This is a genomic window from Gudongella sp. DL1XJH-153, assembly GCF_049310905.1.
Taxonomy (GTDB): domain Bacteria; phylum Bacillota; class Clostridia; order Tissierellales; family Tissierellaceae; genus Gudongella.
In genome coordinates this window covers 1-19,379 of record NZ_JBMEMN010000041.1, presented here as the reverse complement: position 1 = coordinate 19,379, position 19,379 = coordinate 1, and the positions used below count along the sequence as shown (strand labels likewise).

General features: G+C 38.4%; 18 protein-coding genes. 10 read left to right on the top strand and 8 right to left on the bottom strand.

Annotated elements, in window-relative coordinates:
* Positions 1-162: 162 nt before the first annotated feature.
* Complete coding sequence (locus ACOEN1_RS12080; protein ID WP_422487157.1) at positions 163-1,725, top strand: FMN-binding protein; 1,563 nt, start codon at positions 163-165, stop codon at positions 1,723-1,725.
* Between the two features lie 92 nt (positions 1,726-1,817).
* Here the strand turns inward: ACOEN1_RS12080 and ACOEN1_RS12075 are convergent, their stop codons facing one another.
* Positions 1,818-2,009, bottom strand: a complete 192-nt coding sequence (locus ACOEN1_RS12075) for a ferredoxin (RefSeq protein ID WP_422487156.1) — start codon at positions 2,007-2,009, stop codon at positions 1,818-1,820.
* A gap of 187 nt (positions 2,010-2,196) precedes the next feature.
* On the bottom strand, positions 2,197-2,478 hold the full coding sequence (locus ACOEN1_RS12070; RefSeq protein WP_422487155.1) for a putative quinol monooxygenase: 282 nt from the start codon (positions 2,476-2,478) through the stop codon (positions 2,197-2,199).
* Positions 2,479-2,657: 179 nt separating this feature from the next.
* Between ACOEN1_RS12070 and ACOEN1_RS12065 the strand changes: the two genes are divergently transcribed.
* Together ACOEN1_RS12065 and ACOEN1_RS12060 are read left to right on the top strand one after the other, a co-directional pair.
* On the top strand, positions 2,658-3,050 hold the full coding sequence (locus ACOEN1_RS12065) for a RidA family protein (protein ID WP_422487154.1): 393 nt from the start codon (positions 2,658-2,660) through the stop codon (positions 3,048-3,050).
* A gap of 397 nt (positions 3,051-3,447) precedes the next feature.
* The gene (locus ACOEN1_RS12060) at positions 3,448-4,443 is read left to right on the top strand and encodes an NADH:flavin oxidoreductase (protein ID WP_422487153.1); all 996 of its coding nucleotides are present in this window, start codon (positions 3,448-3,450) and stop codon (positions 4,441-4,443) included.
* 42 nt (positions 4,444-4,485) lie between these two features.
* Here the strand turns inward: ACOEN1_RS12060 and ACOEN1_RS12055 are convergent, their stop codons facing one another.
* A complete protein-coding gene (locus ACOEN1_RS12055; RefSeq protein ID WP_422487152.1) occupies positions 4,486-5,802 on the bottom strand; it encodes a Na+/H+ antiporter NhaC family protein in 1,317 nt (438 codons plus the stop codon).
* 178 nt (positions 5,803-5,980) lie between these two features.
* On the opposite strand from ACOEN1_RS12055, the gene ACOEN1_RS12050 reads away from it, so the two are divergent.
* The gene (locus tag ACOEN1_RS12050; RefSeq protein WP_422487151.1) at positions 5,981-6,742 is read left to right on the top strand and encodes a transposase; all 762 of its coding nucleotides are present in this window, start codon (positions 5,981-5,983) and stop codon (positions 6,740-6,742) included.
* 77 nt (positions 6,743-6,819) lie between these two features.
* On the opposite strand, the gene ACOEN1_RS12045 is transcribed toward ACOEN1_RS12050, so the two are convergent.
* Complete coding sequence (locus ACOEN1_RS12045; RefSeq protein ID WP_422487150.1) at positions 6,820-8,418, bottom strand: PucR family transcriptional regulator; 1,599 nt, start codon at positions 8,416-8,418, stop codon at positions 6,820-6,822.
* Between the two features lie 362 nt (positions 8,419-8,780).
* On the opposite strand from ACOEN1_RS12045, the gene ACOEN1_RS12040 reads away from it, so the two are divergent.
* From ACOEN1_RS12040 to ACOEN1_RS12015, 6 genes are all read left to right on the top strand, one after another.
* Complete coding sequence (locus ACOEN1_RS12040; protein ID WP_422487149.1) at positions 8,781-10,724, top strand: FAD-dependent oxidoreductase; 1,944 nt, start codon at positions 8,781-8,783, stop codon at positions 10,722-10,724.
* 17 nt (positions 10,725-10,741) lie between these two features.
* The gene (locus ACOEN1_RS12035) at positions 10,742-11,596 is read left to right on the top strand and encodes an SDR family NAD(P)-dependent oxidoreductase (RefSeq protein ID WP_422487148.1); all 855 of its coding nucleotides are present in this window, start codon (positions 10,742-10,744) and stop codon (positions 11,594-11,596) included.
* Between the two features lie 135 nt (positions 11,597-11,731).
* Positions 11,732-12,955 (top strand): IS256 family transposase, encoded by a 1,224-nt coding sequence (locus ACOEN1_RS12030; RefSeq protein ID WP_422487147.1) that lies wholly within the window; start codon positions 11,732-11,734, stop codon positions 12,953-12,955.
* A gap of 684 nt (positions 12,956-13,639) precedes the next feature.
* Entirely contained in the window at positions 13,640-13,807 is a 168-nt protein-coding gene (locus tag ACOEN1_RS12025) for a hypothetical protein (RefSeq protein WP_422487146.1), read from the top strand.
* Positions 13,808-13,901: 94 nt separating this feature from the next.
* On the top strand, positions 13,902-15,107 hold the full coding sequence (locus tag ACOEN1_RS12020; RefSeq protein ID WP_422487145.1) for a DUF401 family protein: 1,206 nt from the start codon (positions 13,902-13,904) through the stop codon (positions 15,105-15,107).
* 184 nt (positions 15,108-15,291) lie between these two features.
* Positions 15,292-16,164, top strand: a complete 873-nt coding sequence (locus ACOEN1_RS12015) for a proline iminopeptidase-family hydrolase (RefSeq protein ID WP_422487144.1) — start codon at positions 15,292-15,294, stop codon at positions 16,162-16,164.
* Positions 16,165-16,268: 104 nt separating this feature from the next.
* Here ACOEN1_RS12015 and ACOEN1_RS12010 read toward each other — a convergent pair whose 3' ends face one another.
* The 4 genes from ACOEN1_RS12010 to ACOEN1_RS11995 all read right to left on the bottom strand — a co-directional run bounded on the left by ACOEN1_RS12010 (position 16,269) and on the right by ACOEN1_RS11995 (position 19,209).
* Positions 16,269-16,442, bottom strand: a complete 174-nt coding sequence (locus ACOEN1_RS12010) for a FeoB-associated Cys-rich membrane protein (protein WP_422487143.1) — start codon at positions 16,440-16,442, stop codon at positions 16,269-16,271.
* Position 16,443: 1 nt separating this feature from the next.
* Positions 16,444-18,441 carry a ferrous iron transport protein B gene (gene feoB, locus ACOEN1_RS12005; protein ID WP_422487142.1) on the bottom strand — a complete coding sequence of 666 codons (1,998 nt, stop codon included), beginning with the start codon at positions 18,439-18,441 and terminating at the stop codon, positions 16,444-16,446.
* A gap of 78 nt (positions 18,442-18,519) precedes the next feature.
* Entirely contained in the window at positions 18,520-18,804 is a 285-nt protein-coding gene (locus ACOEN1_RS12000; RefSeq protein WP_422487141.1) for a FeoA family protein, read from the bottom strand.
* Positions 18,805-18,837: 33 nt separating this feature from the next.
* On the bottom strand, positions 18,838-19,209 hold the full coding sequence (locus ACOEN1_RS11995; RefSeq protein WP_422487140.1) for a metal-dependent transcriptional regulator: 372 nt from the start codon (positions 19,207-19,209) through the stop codon (positions 18,838-18,840).
* Positions 19,210-19,379 lie beyond the last annotated feature (170 nt).

Here is a 19,379-nt window from a genome sequence, read left to right as displayed (position 1 = left end):
GGACCAAACAAATGGTTAAATATAAACATATGTCCAATTTAAATATGGACTACTGCTCTTGTGATATGCCCACATATTTGGTATTATATTCTAGATGATGGGTTTTAATGCCCACAAAGTTTTATATATAATTTAAATTACATAGGAAAAGGAGTAGTGAAAATGCTAAAGAGTAGAGGACTTAGTTTTATTATTATCGCTCTGATATCAGTTGCAGTTTTGTTTGTTGGAAACAGCATGATGGACTCAGGCGGAGGATTTGCAGACATACCAGATGGAGTATACGAGGGATCAAGTGATGCAGGAATGTATCCTGGCCTTAAAGTAGCAGTAACATTTGAAGGTGGAAACATAACAAATGTAGAAGTAGTTGAGCACAGTGAAACAGAAGGAATCTCAGATCCGGCAATCGAAGGAGTACCAGCAGCAATAGTTGCATCAAACTCAACAGAGGTCGATGTGGTATCAGGTGCAACATTGACATCAAATGCAATAATTGAAGCTGTAAACAATGCAATTGCAGTAGCTTCAGGCAATGCACCAGCAGTTGAATATGTAGACGGAACTTACGAAGGAACCAGTGATAAGGGTATGAACCCAGGTCTTAAGGTTTCTGTAACAGTCGAGGGTGGAAAGATTGTAAGCGTTGAAGTAATCGAACATGACGAGACAGACGGAATTGCAGATCCAGCAATCGAAGAAGTGCCAGCGGCAATTGTTGAAGCTGGTTCACCGAATGTAGATGTGGTTTCAGGAGCAACACTGACTTCGGATGCTATTATGGATGCAGTTCAAAATGCTCTTTCAGGAGATTCAGGATCAGAAGAACCTGAGGAAGAGGAAGAAGCAATAGAGGAACCAGAGATAGAATTTATTGTGGATGGAACATATGAAGGAACAAGCGATGCAGGAATGTATGAAGGACTTAGAGTTTCTGTAACAGTTGAAGGCGGAAAGATAACAAACGTAGAGGTAATTGAACACAGCGAGACAGAAGGAATCGCAGATCCTGCTATTGAAGGAATCCCAGCAGCAATTGTCGAGGCCAACAGCACGGTTGTTGACGTAGTATCAGGTGCAACTTACACATCAGATGCCATAATGGAAGCAACTAGACTTGCACTTCTTGATGCACCGACAGAGGTTCCACAAGTTGAATATATTGACGGAACATATGAAGGGACAAGCGATGCAGGAATGTATGAGGGACTTAAGGTTTCTGTAACAGTTGAAGGTGGTGTAATCACAAACGTAGAAGTGGTTGAGCACAGCGAGACAGACGGAATAGCAGACCCGGCGATTGAAGAAGTACCAGTTTCAATAGTTAAAGCAAACAGCCCAGCTGTGGATACTGTATCAGGAGCAACATTAACATCAAATGCAATCATAGAAGCAGTTGAGCTTGCACTTGAAGGTGCAGTTGCAGGAGCAGATTCAGCACCGGAACCAGCAGTTTCATACACTGACGGAACATATGAAGGAACAAGCGATGCAGGAATGTATGAGGGCCTTAAGGTTTCTGTAACAGTTGAAGGCGGAGTAATCACAAACGTAGAAGTGGTTGAGCACAGCGAAACAGACGGAATAGCAGACCCGGCAATTGAAGAGGTTCCAGCAGCTATTGTTGCTGCAAACAGCCCAGCTGTGGATACGGTATCAGGGGCAACATATACTTCAGATGCTATTATAGAAGCAGTTGAGCTTGCACTTGAAGGTGCACAGTAATCAAATAGATTAGAAAAAGAAAAATAGGCGATATCACAGAAAATGTGATATCGCCTATTTTTACTGTAAAAATTTGGTGCTAAAATAAGTAATTATTCTTCAATTGTTATAGCACTAGTGGGACATGAATCTTCTGCATCTTTAGCTTTGTCTTCAACGGAGGCTGGGACAGGATTTGCAATTACAGTAGCAATTTGTTCATCGTCCATCTGAAAAACTTCAGGACATATTTGAGTGCAAAGTTCGCATCCTATACAATCATCTCTATTAACAATAGCTTTCAAAACATTCACCACCTTTGATCTTTTCTATAGTTATACCCTAAATTAAAACAAACGGTCATGAACACTTTCCATAAGGAACCAACTGTAGAAACAATCGACCAAAATGGAGAAATATCCATTCTCGTCATTCAACCAAAGTGGAGGAATCACCCTTGTTTGACATCTAGATTGAAGCAAAGAAATCTCGTTACTTAAGACCCTTGTACATGGTAATGTCCTTGCCAATAATCAGATCCTTTGTCTTTTCGGCGTAATTGGCAAAATGCTCAGTAGTGGTGTGAAACTTGAAGTCATCCTCAGACTTGTATTTTTCGTAGAGGAAAACCTTGTTGCCAGCCATGGAAGCCTCGTAATTCAAGCATCCCGGCTCAGCCAAGCTTTTTTCAGAATTATCCTTGATAAGTTCGATGAATTCATCCATTTTTTCAGGTCTGATTTCATATTTTACGGTAATAACATGTGTACTCATAACAAAACCCCTTTCTGTTATCCTTTCTCTATATTTTTACCTCTTTAAAGAAAAACAAATCATCTATTAATAACCTTGTGTTCAAGCTATCCATAATACTTTGGAATTGTGCATTGCAATTGTCATCCAACAAAAATCCTGATAAACTATATATACAAATAAAAAGGAGCTGAATAAAAATGGAAATTAGAAGATACGAAGGAACAGGAAGAATGAGCAAGGCAGTTGTACATAACAAAACAGTCTATCTTTGTGGACAAACTGCAGGGAGTGATGTGCTTGATGTCAAGGAGCAAACAGCGGGAGTTCTTTTAAAGATCGAAGAGCTTCTTGATCAATACGGATCAGACAAAGAACATATTCTTTCAGCAGTAATATACCTAAGGGATATTGCACTATTCAAGGATATGAACGAAGTTTGGGATGCTTGGGTGGAAAACGGGTATGAGCCAGCAAGAGCATGTGTTGAAGCAAAGATGGCAGCAGAGAATATCCTAGTTGAAATATCAATCGTAGCAGCAGAAAAAGAAGATGAAGGAATACTTGGAGAAGTTTCATCTGTTTTGAAATAAGAAGACAGGGGGACGTTTCATCTGTCTTGTTTTCCCAGGGGATCGTCCACGTAGGAACATTCTCAATGGAAACAGCCATCTAGTAATTACAATCTACCAGGCTGGGTTTTAACTCGCATGTAAGCATTACTGAGAGAGTCTGGTTGCAGCTAATTAAAGAGTTAACAATTGATATGCATATAGATACACTTGAGACTATGCTTGCTAGCATGGTCTTTTTTATATGGATGGAATGACAACCATCCATGGAAGCTGAAAATTATTACCAAAAAACGAAAGTATGCTGACTTGATCTGCCAGAATGGTCCAAATGTTTAGATGTTAATGTCTCAAATGAAACATAGATCAATTCATTGGGTATCATATAGAAGACACATAGATTTAAGGAGGGAATCAAATGCAATATATTAAGGACAGGATGTACATTAAAAACATTGAATTAAAGAACAGATTGGTGCTTCCATCGATGGAGACTGTATCTTGCGGTGATGATGGGGAGGTATCGGAAGATACTATCAAATACTACGATGAAATAACAAAGAGCGGTTATATTGGTCTTGTGATAGTTGAACACACCTATATATCACCTGAAGGAAAAGTTAAGAATGGGCAGCTATCGGTTGCTGATAATAGCAAGATTGAAGGATTGAAAAAGCTGGCCCAAACCATACAAGCTAATGGCAGCAAGGCTGTTCTTCAGCTAAGTCATGCAGAAAGCAATTGCTTAAAGGATTCAAAGGGTGCAGAGCCTGTGGGGCCTTCAGCTGTAGTGAATCCAAGAAGCAAAGACGGACTTGTGCCCAGAGAGCTTACAAAAGAGGGAATCAAGGATCTCGTAAGAAAATTCGCAGATGCTGCAGTAAGAGCAAAAAAAGCAGGCTTTGACGGTGTTGAAATTCACTCAGCCCATGGATACTTGCTGAATCAATTCCTTTCACCTCTGACTAACAAAAGAACGGATGAATACGGCAAGGATCTTATGGGAAGAATTAGGATCCATATGGAAACAATAGAAGCTGTCAATAGAGAAGTAGGTCTTGAATACGCCGTATTCCTTAGACTTGGCGCATCTGACTATATGGAAGGTGGAACGACAATTGAGGACAGCGTCATAGCATCAAGAGAATTTGCAAAGATAGGGGTAGATGCAATTGATGTAACTGGAGGGATGTGCGGCTTTATGGGGCCACAGTTTACAGGGCAGGGCTACTTTTCAGAGCTCAGTGAAAAGATTAAAATGGCAGTTAATATACCGGTAATACTTACAGGTGGGATAACAGAGCCTGAGGCTGCAGAGAAGTTTCTAAGGATGAAGAAGGCAGACTGTATAGGAGTAGGTCGTGCAATCCTTAAGGATTACGATTGGCCAAGAAAGGCCATGAACCAACAATAAAAGTGACGAGACAAGGGACGTTTCATCTGTCTTATACCTTTCTCAGACTCTTTTCAGTTTAAGCCGTTTTTCTGCTATTGTCTCAACAATCAAACTATAGAGAGGTAGGATATAAAGATATACTGAATATAGGATGCTACTTGTAGGAGCCCCAACAGTATCAAGGACAAAGGCTCCTGCTATGCTCCATGGAATCAGAGGAGCAATGACAATAGAAGTATTTTCAAGATATATGGCTAACTTGTACTTGTCATGGATTAGATTGTTGTTAAGTTCATATGTCAGCATGGTTGCCAGCGTCTGGTTACAACTTATTATGCTCATTAAAATTCCAGTAACCAGCGTTGTAAAGAAGGAACTGCTATGTTGAGAAAGAATAACTACCCAATCCCTAATTTTTGATATCAGGCGGGTGTTCCTGAAGATTCCAAAATATGAGGATGAGATTGAAACTATGGAAATAGATTTAATCATTGAGAAAATCCCTCCTCCGTTCATCAGAACGGCAAGATCAGAATCCGTTGATGAATACCCAACAACTGACGTTCTTAGAATCTCAGAGATTGACATATCCTGGTATGCAATACATATAACAGCACTGAAGGCAATGCTTGTAAGCATTGTCTTTTTAAGATTAAGTTTGAACAGAGGAAGTACGATTATTATAATTGACGGAATAACAACTGCCCATGCAAGCTGGAAGTTGTCGCTAAATACGGAAAGTACCTCATTTGAAACAGGGGTTGCACTGCCTCCGTGACCAGTCGTTGTGTAAATTGCAACTGTCAATAGAAAGGGAACAATTGATGTTCTCAACATGTTTTTAATATTGATAAACAAATTTGTACCTGTGAGTTCACTAACAAGTGATGCACTGGATGACATGGCGGAACATCTGTCTCCAAAGTATACACCAGAAAGAATTGCACCTCCAGTATAAAAGGGATCTATTCCGAGAGACAGTCCTATTGTCATGCAGATTACCCCCATGGTACTGGCTGAGCCAAATGAAGTACCAATAAGTATGGACATCAGACAGCATAATAGAAAAGCAAATACCACAAAGTACCTGGGATCTATATATTGGACTGAATGGTAGATTATGTAGGGAATGGTACCACCGGCTCTCCACAGTGCAGTAAGGACTCCGATAAGAGTCAGGACCATAATTACAGTTCGGGCACTTTTTATGCCGTTCCAGATCATTTGAAGGATGCTTTTAATAGAAAAGCCCCTGTATAGGGCGTATAAAACAAAGACTACAAGACCAAAAAAAAGTGCAGCGACCAAAGAGAAGCCGGTAATTATACTGCATAGAAGAATGGTTGTGAAAAGCATAAGAGTTATAAATTCAGGCATGGCAACCTCCGGATTCACTAGCATTAACAACTGATACAACAAGATTATATTATCACATTACAATTGGAAAATCTAGAAGACAGGGGGACGTTTCATCTGTCTTCTTTTTTAACATGTGAAACAACTTTAAACTTCTATATTACAACATTTCATGGTAATATTAAGAGGGGTGATAACATTGGCTAGAGGACCTAGAATTAGAAGTGAATCAGGAATATATCACGTAATGCTAAGAGGATTGGATAAAAGGGATATTTTTCTGGATGACGAGGATCGAATTAGATTTATAGAGGGAATGACCAAAGCAAAGGAAAAATCGGAATTCATATTATACGGTTATTGCATTATGGATAACCATATACATATTCTATTAAAGGAAGCAGAAGATATTGGAACTATAATCAAGAGAATCACAGTTGGCTACATTGGATGGCACAACAGAAAATATGAAAGGACCGGTCACCTTTTCCAAAACCGATTCCGCAGTGAGCCCGTTGAGACAGAAGGTTATCTTTTGACAGTCATGCGGTACATACACCAAAATCCTGTAAAGGCAGGAATTACAAAAAGACCGATTGAATACAAATGGAGCAGTTATACTGATTATGAAAAAATCTACCGAAATGTCGAAACAATAGTAGACGGAGAATTGGCTAGATCATATTTTCCTACATATAAAAGTTTTGAAGAATACATGAATACAAAAAATGAAGATGAAGTTCTGGAGTATAAAATTACTGTTAATCAGAATGATGAAAATTTACTGAATCTTATTAAAGAAAAATATGAAATATATGATCTGGATGCATTGTCAAAGACTGATAGGAACAAGCTCATACTTGGAATTTACAGTAGTGAAAACACAAGTATACGACAATTAAGCAGAGTCTTCGGAGTAGGTAAAACCGTTGTGGAAAAAGCTATCAAAAAAGACAGATGAAACGTCCCCATGTCCGCCCCTGTCTTCTTTTTTAGTCTTCAAACACTATTTTTGATATATTAACTCCTTCTAGAGTTTCATTTAGAAACTCTGCAATACTTTTCAATTTTAAAGGCATAACCTAAACGAAAGATTTCATCATTGTCTTCAATATCTACTCCAGTAAGGTCTAAAATCTTATTAACCCTATATGACAGACTATTTCTATGTATGGATAAAACTTCAGCTGTCTTAGTCATTTGAAATTGACAAGAAACTAGTGCATGCAAGGTCTTGTAAAGTTCACTATTATGGAGATGATCATGGCTTCTTAGAATCTTTAAAGCAGGGTGGGAATATTGCATAAGATCATTTTCCTTTAGCCTGGATAGCAACAAATAGAACCCAAAATCTGAAAAATACATGATTTTCTTATCAACTCTAAGTTTTAAGCTAACTTTATAGAGATGAAGGCATTGATGGTAAGCTCCTTTCAACTCCATAATATTATTGAAAGAATTACTTATACCTATGTGCAGGACTCCTTCATTGAAAAGAGAGGATAGCTTCTCTTCCTGAATCTTATCAATACGACCGTCTTGTTTTGCTTTACAAAGGATTATCAAGTTTTCTTTTTCTTTCATGCAGTTGGATCTAGGGAGTATTTGATTTAAACGCTCCTTTAGAAAGGTCTCGGCGTGGATATTACTCAGATACTCATTTGGCCTTATAATGATGCATACCATATTTTCATGTAATTGTACCTGATTAATCTTAAGCTGAATTTGAATATGATCTTCTTCAGCGCCATGAATCAATTCGTAGAGTAAGTTCTCCTCCTTTGATCCAAAAATTCTCTTATACTCATCTGTACGTAGCAATATATCACATACAGAGCTGCCTACAAAGGGTAGGAGTTCTTGAGAAAAACTTAAGTTTGCTTTGTTGACTTCAAGCATAATAACATAGCCTACCAGCTTATCCTTCCAAAAAATCTTGCTGCAAAGCTTATTGTATAGTGAAAACTCACATTTTACTTGGAATACTGACGAGTTTTCTGGGAACGGACCCTTCTTTTCCAATCTGTGGACTTCCTTTATAAATTCATAGGAACAATACCCTCTTTGAATATTTTTATTCCAGATGGGATCAGCTATGATATCCTCTTGGGAAGTAGCGATTATCCTAAAACCTGAATCAATTACAACAAGAGGGTTTTTAAGTTTTTGAGACGAGAATTCGAGCAATCTCTTAAGGTCTGTACCTTTCATGGTCAAAGCCAAGAGTTCAGCAATTTCATGGTTACTTTGAGTTTGAGAATTTAGTAACCGATTAGCTAGTTGATCAACTTTAAGAATCAGTTTTTCGGGTATTGCTGCGTAATCCACAGAATTTTTCATCTCAAGTGAACCCATCAATGAATCTATAGATTCCATGGGAAGGCTGTTGTCAGTATTGTTTTCTTCGACTCCCAAGATAAAGGCAATATTTCTGTAGGGTTTTTGAAAGAAACTTTTTCTTTTAACAAGAGATTCAAACTCGTATATATTGCCAATGTAAAGAATCCCATGGTCTTCAGGAGACCATTCTTCAAGAAGTCTAATTTTATTGATTTCAAGATTGTTTGAAAGATTATAACTTTGAAACTCAAGGTGGTTCTCTTTTTCTAGGGTCTTAATAATATTCTCAAAACGCATAGCTTCTCTCCTTTTTACCTGCCATCAACAATTTGTGCAACATGCACAAATTGTTTTAAAATATTCATGCATCCTCAACCTATCTGTGAATCCAACAGTATGTTATTATTATAACATACTAAATAGATGTTTCACAAATACTACTAAATTAGTGACCAAATTATCTAACACATAAAAGATTAATATAAAAGACATGTCTAAACTCAAGAAGCATTAAAAAGACTTTTAATTTGTTCAATGTGCAAGATTATTAAATTGACATGTCTGAAAGAACAAACTGAGTAAGTGGATTGCAAGGCCAAAACCTCATCAGGACCCTTTTATCATTTCCTTGCAAATAAAATAACAGGAGGAGTGGAAGAATGAAGTATGAAAAGCTATTTGAACGAGGTACCATAGGTAATGTTAATCTAAAGAACCGTGTTGTAATGACAGCGATGGGTGTAAATCTTGCCAATTCCCAAGGTGAAGCAACTGATGTCATAACCAAGTACTATGAAGAAAGAGCCAAAGGTGGAGTTGGACTTATTATCACTGAAATAGCCAGAATTGATGATGAGTATGGAGTAGGCACCCCAAACCAGTTATCTGTAACTGAAGCCCGTCACATCCCCCACTTGGAGAGAATGATAGAAACCATACATAAATATGGAACCAAAGTATTTGTACAGCTTCATCATCCAGGTCGTGAAACAAAGAGCCAATTAATTGGAGGAAAACAAATTGTTGCTCCATCACCTATAATGTGTAAAGTCACTCAAGAGATGCCAAGGGAATTGACTACCGAGGAATGCGAAGGTCTAGTAAAGAAATTTATCAAGGGTGCAGTGATTTCGAAAACTGCAGGAGCAGATGGAGTGGAATTGCACGTAGCGCATGGTTACCTTTTAAACCAGTTTGTTTCTCCATATACAAACAAGAGAAAAGACAAGTATGGCGGGAGCTTCCAAAACAGAATGCGTATAGTATCTGAAATAATAACAGGAATAAAGTATATGTGCGGTCAAGATTTTGCAGTATCAGTTAGAATAAGTGCTGAAGAGTATGTTGAAGGTGGACTTAAGCTCGAAGATTCAATTAAGATAGCTAGAATCCTTGAAAGTTATGGAATCGACGCAATCAATGTAAGCTGCGGAACTTATGAAAGTGCAACTACTATCATAGAACCAGGCACATATCCTCAAGGATGGAAAAAACACTTAGCAACTGAAATAAGAAAGAATGTAAGTGTACCTGTAATTGCAGTCAACAACATAAAAGATCCTGAGACAGCAAATCAACTTTTGGAATCAGAAGTTTGTGATTTTGTTGGGATAGCTAGAGGACACCTTGCAGATCCAAATTGGGTTAGGAAAGCAAAAGAAGGAAAAAGTGATCAAATTAGAAAGTGTATTGGTTGTCTAAATTGTTTTGCTGAATTAAACCAGGGAAGGCATATTAAGTGTACTGTAAATGGCGCATTGGCAAGAGAGATTGAATTTGGAAATATGGAGAAGAATGGTCAAAACAGAACTGTTGTAGTTGTGGGTGGTGGACCTGCAGGAATGCAGGCAGCTCTTGTACTAGATAAAAAGGGATATAAAACAGTACTCTTTGATGAAAGAGAGAAGCTGGGTGGAACCCTTAATGTTGCAGACAAAGCACCGATGAAAGGCAAAGTACGTGCAATGAATGATGGACTGATTAGAGAAGTTGAAGAAAGTGGTGTGGAAGTTAGAATCAATACAAAAGCCACTGTTGAAATGATCAAAGATCTTAATCCCCAAGGTGTTTTTGTGGCTGTTGGTGCATCTGCAACAATTCCACCGATTCCAGGTATAGAAGAAAAGAATGTTGTGATTGCAGAACATATACTAACAGAAGATGTTGAAGTAAAGGGTAAAGTAGCTGTAATTGGTTCAGGTCTTACAGGACTTGAAACAGCAGAATTGGTAGCAAGTAAGGGACACGAGGTCGTATTGATTGAAATGCAGAAATCCATAGGTCCAGATGTAAATCGAACCATTCTTGCAGACTTAATGATGAGATTTAAGAAATACAATCCGACAATCATGCCAGGACATAGGCTTATGACAATTTCTGAAAAAGGGGTTGGACTTCTTAATCAGATTAATTCCCAGCCTGTACAGGTAGAAGCTGATACAATTGTAATTGCTCTTGGGGTAACACCTAGGCAAAGTACAGTAAATGAATTTATGAAAGCTTTTGAGAATATCAGAATAATTGGAGACGCTGATAAGGCAGGTTGTATTCAAGAAGCTATAAAAGATGGCTATAGTCAGGCATTTGCATTTACAGTTCATTAAAAGGGGGAAAAAGTAAAATGAGAGATTTCAAGGATAAAGTTGCTTTAATCACCGGTGCCGGAAATGGTTTTGGTTTCGAAATAGCAAAAGAATGTGCTGACAGAGAAATGAAACTTGTATTGGTTGATATAGACAAAGAAGACCTCCAAGCTGCTGTTTCTTTTTTCGAAAAAAAGGGAGTGGATGTTACTGGAGTTGAATGTGATGTAACTCTGGATTTAGAAGTTGAAAAGATGGTTTCAACGGCAATAGAAAATTATGGAAGCATTGATTTTCTTGTAAATAATGCTGGAGTTGCAATACCAGGGCCAGTTTGGAAATTACCAGTTCAGGACTGGGACTGGATAGTAGGAGCTAATCTTATGAGTCAAGTATATGCTATGAAAAGAGTTATACCAATTATGATTAAGCAAGATTCGGAGTGTCATATTCTAAATGTTGCTTCAGTTGCTGGACTCATTACTTCAAATGGAATGCCCGCATATCATGCAACTAAACATGCAAGTGTTGCTTTGACAGAAAGTACAAGCTACGATCTACAGGCAATAAATTCCAAGATAAAAATGTCTGTTTTTTGTCCAGGATTTGTTCAAACTGATCTTCACAATTATGAAAGACATCGTCCAGAAAGATTTATGGACAAAAGCGATCCATATTACAGTAGCTACGAGTATTTTAGCGGACAAAAACGTGCTGAATTCGTAATTACTACAGGAATGCCTATTGAAAGTATTGGATTAAGTGTAATGAATGGGATAGAAGAAGAACAGTTCTATATATTAACACATCCTCTATATAATACGCTTATAGGGAAGAGGGTAAAGGAAATGCTAGAAGGGAAAGGTCCAGACCTTGTTGCCCTAAGGGGATAATTAATCTAAACGACAAACTAGTTCAACGAGGATTAGACTTTAAGTTATAGAATGATTTTTGAGACTGTAAATAATTTTGTGTATACGATACCTCTGGATTGAGATAAAATAAAATCAATCTGGAGGTATTTAATTATGGCGAAAATCAAAAGGGATCCAAAGCGAAGGGAAGCGATTCAAAAATTTATCGAGCTTTACCAACCAGAATCTGTAGATGATATCTATGAGAGTCTTAAAGACATGCTCGGAGAAACCATCGAACAGATGCTTGAAGCAGAACTTGAAGATCAGATTGGATATCCAAAGAGAGAAAAATCAGAGGATATTAGTAATTCAAGAAACGGATTCAGCACTAAAATGCTCAAATCAAAAGCCGGAAAAGTCCCAATAAATGTTCCAAGGGATCGATATGGTGAATTTGAGCCACAGGTTGTAAAAAAGTATCAGACAGACATCTCCCATATAGAGGAACAGGTAATTTCAATGTATGGAAAAGGCATGACTGTAAGAGATATATCAAAACACATCCAGGATATCTATGGATTTTCAATTTCAGAAGGCCTGGTATCTCAGATTACAAACAAGATACTGCCTTCAATCACAGAATGGCAAAACAGACCACTTGAGGCAATATATCCGATAATATTTCTGGATGCAATCCACTACAACGTCAGACAGGACGGTGTTGTAGCCAAGAAGGCGGTCTATATAATCATCGGAATAAATCTTGAAGGGAAAAAAGACGTGCTTGGAATGTGGGTGGGAGAAAATGAATCCTCAAAGTTCTGGTTAACCGTAATCAACGAGCTTAAGAACAGAGGGGTAAGAGATATACTCATAGCATCCATAGATGGCCTCAGCGGCTTCTCAGATGCGATACATGCAGTATTTCCCAAGACAGAGATACAAAGATGCATAATACACCAAATAAGAAGCTCCACAAGGTATGTAAGCTACAAGGACATCAAAGAGCTGATGAAAGATCTTAAAGAAATCTACAAAGCACCGAGCGAAGAAGTGGCACTTAACAACCTGGATAAATTCGATCAAAAATGGTCCAGAAAATACCCATCATGTGTAAATTCATGGAGAAACAACTGGGTCCATCTGTCGGCATATTTCAAGTATCCAGAAGAGGTCAGAACCATAATCTACACCACAAATGCCATGGAGAATTTCAACAGGCAGCTAAGAAAAGTCACAAAGAGCAAGTCAATATTTCCAACAGATGCAGCTTTGATGAAAAGCCTTTATCTGGCAATGCTTGATTCTACATCAAAATGGACCTCTCGTGTAAGGAACTGGGACTACATTTTGAACCACCTGGCCATATATTTTGAAGGGCGAATAGAAATTTAAGAGTTGACGCTAATAAGCTGTCAAGCATGAAACCTCTTGACAGCCTATTTAGCGTTGTGCTTTAATGAACTTGTAATCAGATGATCCTTGGAGGCCTCTACAACTCTCCGTTTGATCATCAATATAACCTACGATTATCCCAATTCAGAGGATAAAAACACAAACTATTTTACACTACCTGATTTTTCACAAAAGGATGCCATCTTAGTAGTTCAATACTGACATGGTATCTTTTTTTATCTAATTATTATTCATATGTGGTAAATCCATTTCTTTTTATCCAATAACTAAGTTTTGACTTAAGCTCTGAATGCATAGTCTTGTCTTCATTAATCTTGTAGTCTTAGGTATGATTTAGAATTGAAGCAAACTCAATGGTTTCCTTGATCAAATGGCCAATATTCTCAATAGTATAATTATCAATTGGGCATTTTAATTAGTTCGTAAGATTGTGGATCTTCTACGGAGTAACTTGATTATCCTTAATACCTTTAATGCCTGAACAAGGATAATGGAATATAGTAAGATCATCGAAGACATTGTACTGATAATGCTCAAGGAACCATTTTGCATTGATTTACTCAAACTGATAATTTATTACTAGAGTATCTGTACTTATTATTATATTATTTAGCATATCAATTTGCCTGTTGATTCTATGATCAGTTTTTAATCAACCTGAAAATGCTTCTTTTCAAACCTTCTATGGAAAGAAGCTCTTCTTCGGAAAGGCTTCACTGTTTTACAAGGGAGTCCTTCAAAGACTTCCCATCACCTACTAGAAATATCAGTCCATACATAGGTCTTCTTGAATTGTCGGAAGCAATACCATACTGTGGCAAGAAATATTAGATCATTTGAATCATATACCCCCACATAGTATTTGACATAAACCCTTATTAGGATTATTATTAATATATTAGGCACAAATCCAAGGAGATCAGAAATGGACATAATAAAACTAATAGCAGTATTTGCAGTAATCGTAGTGGTAATGAGGATGAACAAGCCCCTGTACATATCAGTAACAGTAGGATCAATATCCACCGTGCTTTTGTATGGTATTAGCTTCTCTGACCTTATACAAGCCCTTAGGATTGGAATAATTGGTGGAGACACTATAATGCTCGTGCTGGCATTCTACTCAATAACATTCCTTCAGAGAATGCTTGAAAAGAGAGGACACCTGATTCAGGCAGAAAAAGCCCTTACAAATATTTTCAATTCAAGACGAATCAATGCAATGATAGCACCATTTATAATTGGTCTGTTGCCATCAGCGGGAGCTGTGTTGATAGCATCGCCAATTGTCGATACGGCAGCAGGGAGCGACCTTACACAAGAAGAGAAGACATTTGTAACATCCTTCTACAGGCACATATCAGAAGCTTTTCTGCCAACATATGCTTCAATAATTCTTGCCGTAAACCTAAGCGGACTTGAGATGACAAGCTTTATTCTTGGAATGCTTCCCATGATTGTGGTTCTGTTTCTTTTGGGATATATTTTCTATGTAAGGAAGATACCTAAGGTTGAGGAAAGCCTTGAGGGAATCATTAAAACCCATGAGATAAAACGACTTTTTGAAGCTCTATGGACAATAATGCTATCCATTACAATAATTCTTGTCTTGGGGACTCCGGTGCACCTAAGCGTAATTCCAGTAATTATTTTATCCTACTTCATAAACAGATTCAGATACAAGGAAGTAAGGTCAATGTTTTATACTGCTTTTGAGACCAAGCTTATTCTGACAACTGTAGTAATAATGGTATTCAAGGAGCTTTTGACAGCAACTGGTGTAATAGAAAGACTCCCTGACTACTTCTCGGCAATGGCAGTTCCACCGGTTGTAATCTTTGGACTCATATTCTTCTTTGGCACCTTGGTAGCAGGTTCAAAGGCCATGATTGCATTGGCACTTCCAATAGCCTTTGCAACAATACCCGGGGGAGGAATAAGTCTTCTGGTTTTTCTTATGTCAATAAATTATATTGCAATGCAGATATCACCGACACATATATGCCTTGCAATAATAACAGAGGAGCATGGAACATCATTTATCTCCCTTGTGAAGAAAACAATGCCGGTGCTCGTATCTTTTGTAGTCATAGCATCAGCCTACAGCTATTTGCTATATAATATACTCTAGGGCAGGATTCTTATCCTGTCTTTTTTATTTTTGGAGTAAGAATCATCAGCAAAGATAGTAGGGGCGGGTTTCCATGCTTACTCGAAAATATGCTAAAGACAGATAATCATTACTGACAGAATTTGGGTATAAATATCTTAGGAAAAGCAACATTGGGAGGCGTGAGAATAGGTTGTTATTATAGATGCCTGGAGGTGCATTCGAAGTGAAGGAAGGATTTATTGAAACTGAAAAGGGCAGAATTTGGTATTCCGTTTACGGGGAGGACAAGAAAGGAGTACCCTTGCTTGTGGTCCATGGAGGGCCTGGATTTCTTTCTATGCCACAAGTTATTAAGGATCTGGCCGACGAGAGGCCGGTCTATTTCTACGATCAGCTGGGATGTGGAAAATCTGATAAGGCAGAGAATCCAGAGGAGTATTCAGTTGAAAATTATGTAAGAGAGCTTGATGAAGTAATCAGGGATATTGGACTGTCTGAAGTGATACTGTTTGGTCACTCATGGGGAGCGGGTCTGGTATGTTCACACCTACTGGATATGAAACCCGAAGTTGTAAAGAAGTTGGTACTGTCATCCCCATACTTAAGCACACCAAAATGGGAAGAGGATATGAAGAAGCTTGTGTCAAAATTGCCTGAGTCCATGGTAGAAATCGTGAGGAAGGCTGAAGAGACAAATGAATACGGGGAAGAATATTTTGGCGTAATGATGGAGTTCTACAAGAGGCATATGTACACCCATATACCGTTCCCTGATTATCTTATGGAGGCATTTGGAGCCATCAATCAGGAGGTTTACGGAATGCTATGGGGACCAAGCGAGTTTGAGATCACTGGAAAGCTAAAGAGTTTTGACCTTTCCCCAAGGCTTGGTGAGATTACAGTTCCGGTATTGCTCATATGCGGTGACCAGGATGAAATGGATGTCAGGACAATCAGGGATTTTCAGATGGCGATACCAAATGCACAGATGGCCGTCATTCCGGATGCAGGCCATATGAACCATCTCGAAAAGCCTGAAATATTTAAAGCTATTGCAAGAGACTTCCTGGCTTGAAGTAAAAGCAAAATCAGGGGAATCAACAACTCCCCTGATTTTTTAGTGCAATACTTTAATTCTTAGCCTACGAAGGATAAAGGCCTTAATAATAGTATACTTAACTACCCAATCTTTGTTAATTCAGGATCAATTTCACAGACTGTATTTGTAGAACATGTTTTGCTGTAAGGACATCCTGAGCACTTGACTCCATTTTTCTTGTCACTTGTAATCTTCCAAACTGAAAGCCCGATTACTGCTGCTATTATAAATAAGACTATTATATTTCCTATCATCCTAAGCAGCTCCTCCCATACTCATTGAAACTTCGCTTTCATTTCGTCTCATTAGATAGATCAGAATTCCAAAGTAAATTCCAACAGCAATCAATCCAGGGAATGCTCCAGCTCCAAAGCTGCCAGTAGTGATTAGCGTACCGAGCTGATATACAAAGTATGATACAGTATAGCCCATTCCAAACTGGAATCCTATTCCTGCCCAAAGCCATTTTCTGCTGTCCATCTCAGCGTTCATTGCACCAATGGCTGCAAAGCATGGAGGTGTAAATAGGTTGAAGACAAGGTATGAAAGTGCTGCGACTGAAGTCAGTCCCATAATTGAAGCCACATCATTTGCGCCAGAAACCAGTGATAGCTCCTCAGGATCAATAAAGTTGCTTATGCTGTACACTACAGCCAGAGTTCCAACAACATTTTCCTTGGCAATAAATCCTGTTATGGCTGCCGCTGCAAGCTGCCATGCACCAAAGCCCAAAGGAATCAGCAACCAGGCAAAGGGAGAGGCTATGCTTGCTAGAATACTTGTACCTTCCATTCCTTCCTCAACAAGATGGAAACCCCATGAGTATGACTGCATGATCTGAACGGCAACATTACAAAGAAGAATAATTGTAGCAGCCTTGATAATAAATGCTTTAGCCCTTGAGAACATGGATATGAAAGCTCTCTTTATACTTGGGATTCTATACTCGGGAAGCTCCATTATAAAGTAACCTCTTGAAGGACCTTCCTTGGTGATTCTCTGAACAATAAGTGCTCCAAATATTACAATGGCAATTGCCACAAAGTACATTGAGGTACCAACCCAGGCTGCATCCTGGAAGAATACACCGGCAAACAGCGCTATTACAGGGAGCTTGGCTCCACATGGCATAAAGGGTGTAAGCATTGCAGTAGTCCTTCTCTGACGGTCATCCCTGATTGTACGTGTAGCCATGACTCCTGGAATGGCACATCCGGTGCCGATAACCATGGGAATAATTGACTTTCCTGACAATCCAACCTTTTTAAGATGTCTGTCCATTACAATTGCAACCCTTGCCATATAGCCACTGTCCTCGAGCAATGCAAGCAGGAAGAATAGAACCATGATAAGTGGCAGGAAGCCAACAACGGCACCGACTCCTCCGATAATTCCATCAAGAAGCAGGGTTTTAAGTATCGGAGATACCGTTTCTCCCATCAAACCATCCGCATAGGCATAGACGCTGTCAATCCAACCAACTAGTGAGTCGGCAAGAAGGGGTCCTAAATAAGTCTGTGAAATTGAAAAGACTATGTATATAATGGCTGCAAAGATTGGAATTCCCCAAATCTTGTGAGCTACAATACGGTCAATTGAATCGTGCTTTGTCTGCTTCTTGCTTTCTGTGTTTCTGGATTCAACTTCCTTCACAATTTTGTCTACAAATGCAAATCTCTCTCGATCTGAATCATCGGCTTCTTGCTTTTCAGTAACCTCAGTTATAGACTTTCCAGTATAAGGTGCCTTTTGAAGGCCTCCCTTAAGGGATACAGCTTTATCGACAAGACTTTGGAGTCCATGTCCCTTGATGGATGATGTCTTTACTACCGGGCATCCAAGCTTTAAGGAAAGGTCCTTTTCATCAATTGAGATTCCTTTCTTTTCAATAAGATCAACTTTGTTTAAGGCAACTACCACCGGTAAACCAAGCTCGAGAAGCTGAGTTGTAAACATCAGACTTCTGTTTAGATTTGTTGCATCTACAATATTGATTATTACATCAGCGTCAGCACTTTTTACAAAGTCACTGGTGATGCTTTCCTCTGATGTGAATGGTGATAGGGAGTAGGCACCTGGTAGGTCAACTACCCTGATCTTATTCCCTGATTTAGTCAGATCAGACTTTACATCACCTTCTTTTTTTGCAACTGTAACTCCCGGCCAGTTACCAACGTGTTCTATCTTACCTGTTATAGCATTGAATAAAGTGGTCTTGCCACTGTTGGGATTTCCTGCTAATGCGATTCTCATTTTTTTCCTCCTTTAATATAATAATATGTTAGCTGTGGCTAACACTATAAACAAAAAAATACAAGCTAATGCCCAGGCCTATATAAGAATAGCCCTGGCAAGATCAATATCAATGCTGTATCTTGAGTCCTTGATATTGATAATATAGTTTTCAGCCAAAACAGAAATAACAGTGATGTTTTCACCCTCATAGCAACCAAGGGAAGAGAGGAAACTTTTCATTTCCTTATCATCTGTGTTAATGGCTTTAATTGTATATGTATGGTCTATCTTTGCGCTGGTCAGATCCAGACTCCTTGAAACTTCTGCCGTTTTCTTTTTTATACTTACTCCGAAAATTCTATTTACAAGGGACACTTCCATAATAACCTCCATTTACAATAGATTCATGTTGACTTATCTTTTGCCGTCCAGATATTCCTTGATTGCCTCAAGCATTTCATCTGAGATGACATGTTCCATCCTGCATGCATTGTCATCAGCATCAGCAGGAGAGAGACCCAAGGATTTTTCAAGAAAATCAGTAATAATTGAATGCTTCTTAAAAACCTTTCTTGATACCTTAAGACCTTTTTCAGTCAAATTGATATGACCGTAAGCCTGCTTGTTGATAAAGCCTTCATCCTTAAGATGGTTCATTGCCTTTGTAACACTGGGCTTTGTAATGTTAAGCTCCCTGGCAATTTCAGCAACATGTGCATGACCATGATCTTTCTCTATTAAGTATATTGTCTCTAAATACATTTCCATTGATTCAGTTAGATTCACAAGGCAACATTCCCTCCATACATTGTTAACCTTAGCTAACAATTATTATTGTATTTTAGCGTGGTGGCTTTGTCAACAATTTTTCTAAATTTTTGTGTTTATCTTTTGATAATGTCACCTTATAATTATCTTTTGATTATGTCACAATAATCTTATGAAAAAAGAGGTGC

Excerpts from the sequence above, each read along its gene's own strand:
- ACOEN1_RS12015 (WP_422487144.1), top strand. The coding sequence starts at position 15,292 with ATGCCTGGAGGTGCATTCGAAGTGAAGGAAGGATTTATTGAAACTGAA.
- ACOEN1_RS12020 (WP_422487145.1), top strand. The coding sequence starts at position 13,902 with ATGGACATAATAAAACTAATAGCAGTATTTGCAGTAATCGTAGTGGTA.
- ACOEN1_RS12025 (WP_422487146.1), top strand. The coding sequence starts at position 13,640 with ATGCTTCTTTTCAAACCTTCTATGGAAAGAAGCTCTTCTTCGGAAAGG.
- ACOEN1_RS12010 (WP_422487143.1), bottom strand. The coding sequence starts at position 16,442 with ATGATAGGAAATATAATAGTCTTATTTATAATAGCAGCAGTAATCGGG.
- ACOEN1_RS12035 (WP_422487148.1), top strand. The coding sequence starts at position 10,742 with ATGAGAGATTTCAAGGATAAAGTTGCTTTAATCACCGGTGCCGGAAAT.
- ACOEN1_RS12080 (WP_422487157.1), top strand. The coding sequence starts at position 163 with ATGCTAAAGAGTAGAGGACTTAGTTTTATTATTATCGCTCTGATATCA.
- ACOEN1_RS12070 (WP_422487155.1), bottom strand. The coding sequence starts at position 2,478 with ATGAGTACACATGTTATTACCGTAAAATATGAAATCAGACCTGAAAAA.
- feoB (WP_422487142.1), bottom strand. The coding sequence starts at position 18,441 with ATGAGAATCGCATTAGCAGGAAATCCCAACAGTGGCAAGACCACTTTA.
- ACOEN1_RS12030 (WP_422487147.1), top strand. The coding sequence starts at position 11,732 with ATGGCGAAAATCAAAAGGGATCCAAAGCGAAGGGAAGCGATTCAAAAA.
- ACOEN1_RS12000 (WP_422487141.1), bottom strand. The coding sequence starts at position 18,804 with ATGGAAGTGTCCCTTGTAAATAGAATTTTCGGAGTAAGTATAAAAAAG.
- ACOEN1_RS12060 (WP_422487153.1), top strand. The coding sequence starts at position 3,448 with ATGCAATATATTAAGGACAGGATGTACATTAAAAACATTGAATTAAAG.
- ACOEN1_RS12065 (WP_422487154.1), top strand. The coding sequence starts at position 2,658 with ATGGAAATTAGAAGATACGAAGGAACAGGAAGAATGAGCAAGGCAGTT.
- ACOEN1_RS12045 (WP_422487150.1), bottom strand. The coding sequence starts at position 8,418 with ATGCGTTTTGAGAATATTATTAAGACCCTAGAAAAAGAGAACCACCTT.
- ACOEN1_RS12040 (WP_422487149.1), top strand. The coding sequence starts at position 8,781 with ATGAAGTATGAAAAGCTATTTGAACGAGGTACCATAGGTAATGTTAAT.
- ACOEN1_RS12055 (WP_422487152.1), bottom strand. The coding sequence starts at position 5,802 with ATGCCTGAATTTATAACTCTTATGCTTTTCACAACCATTCTTCTATGC.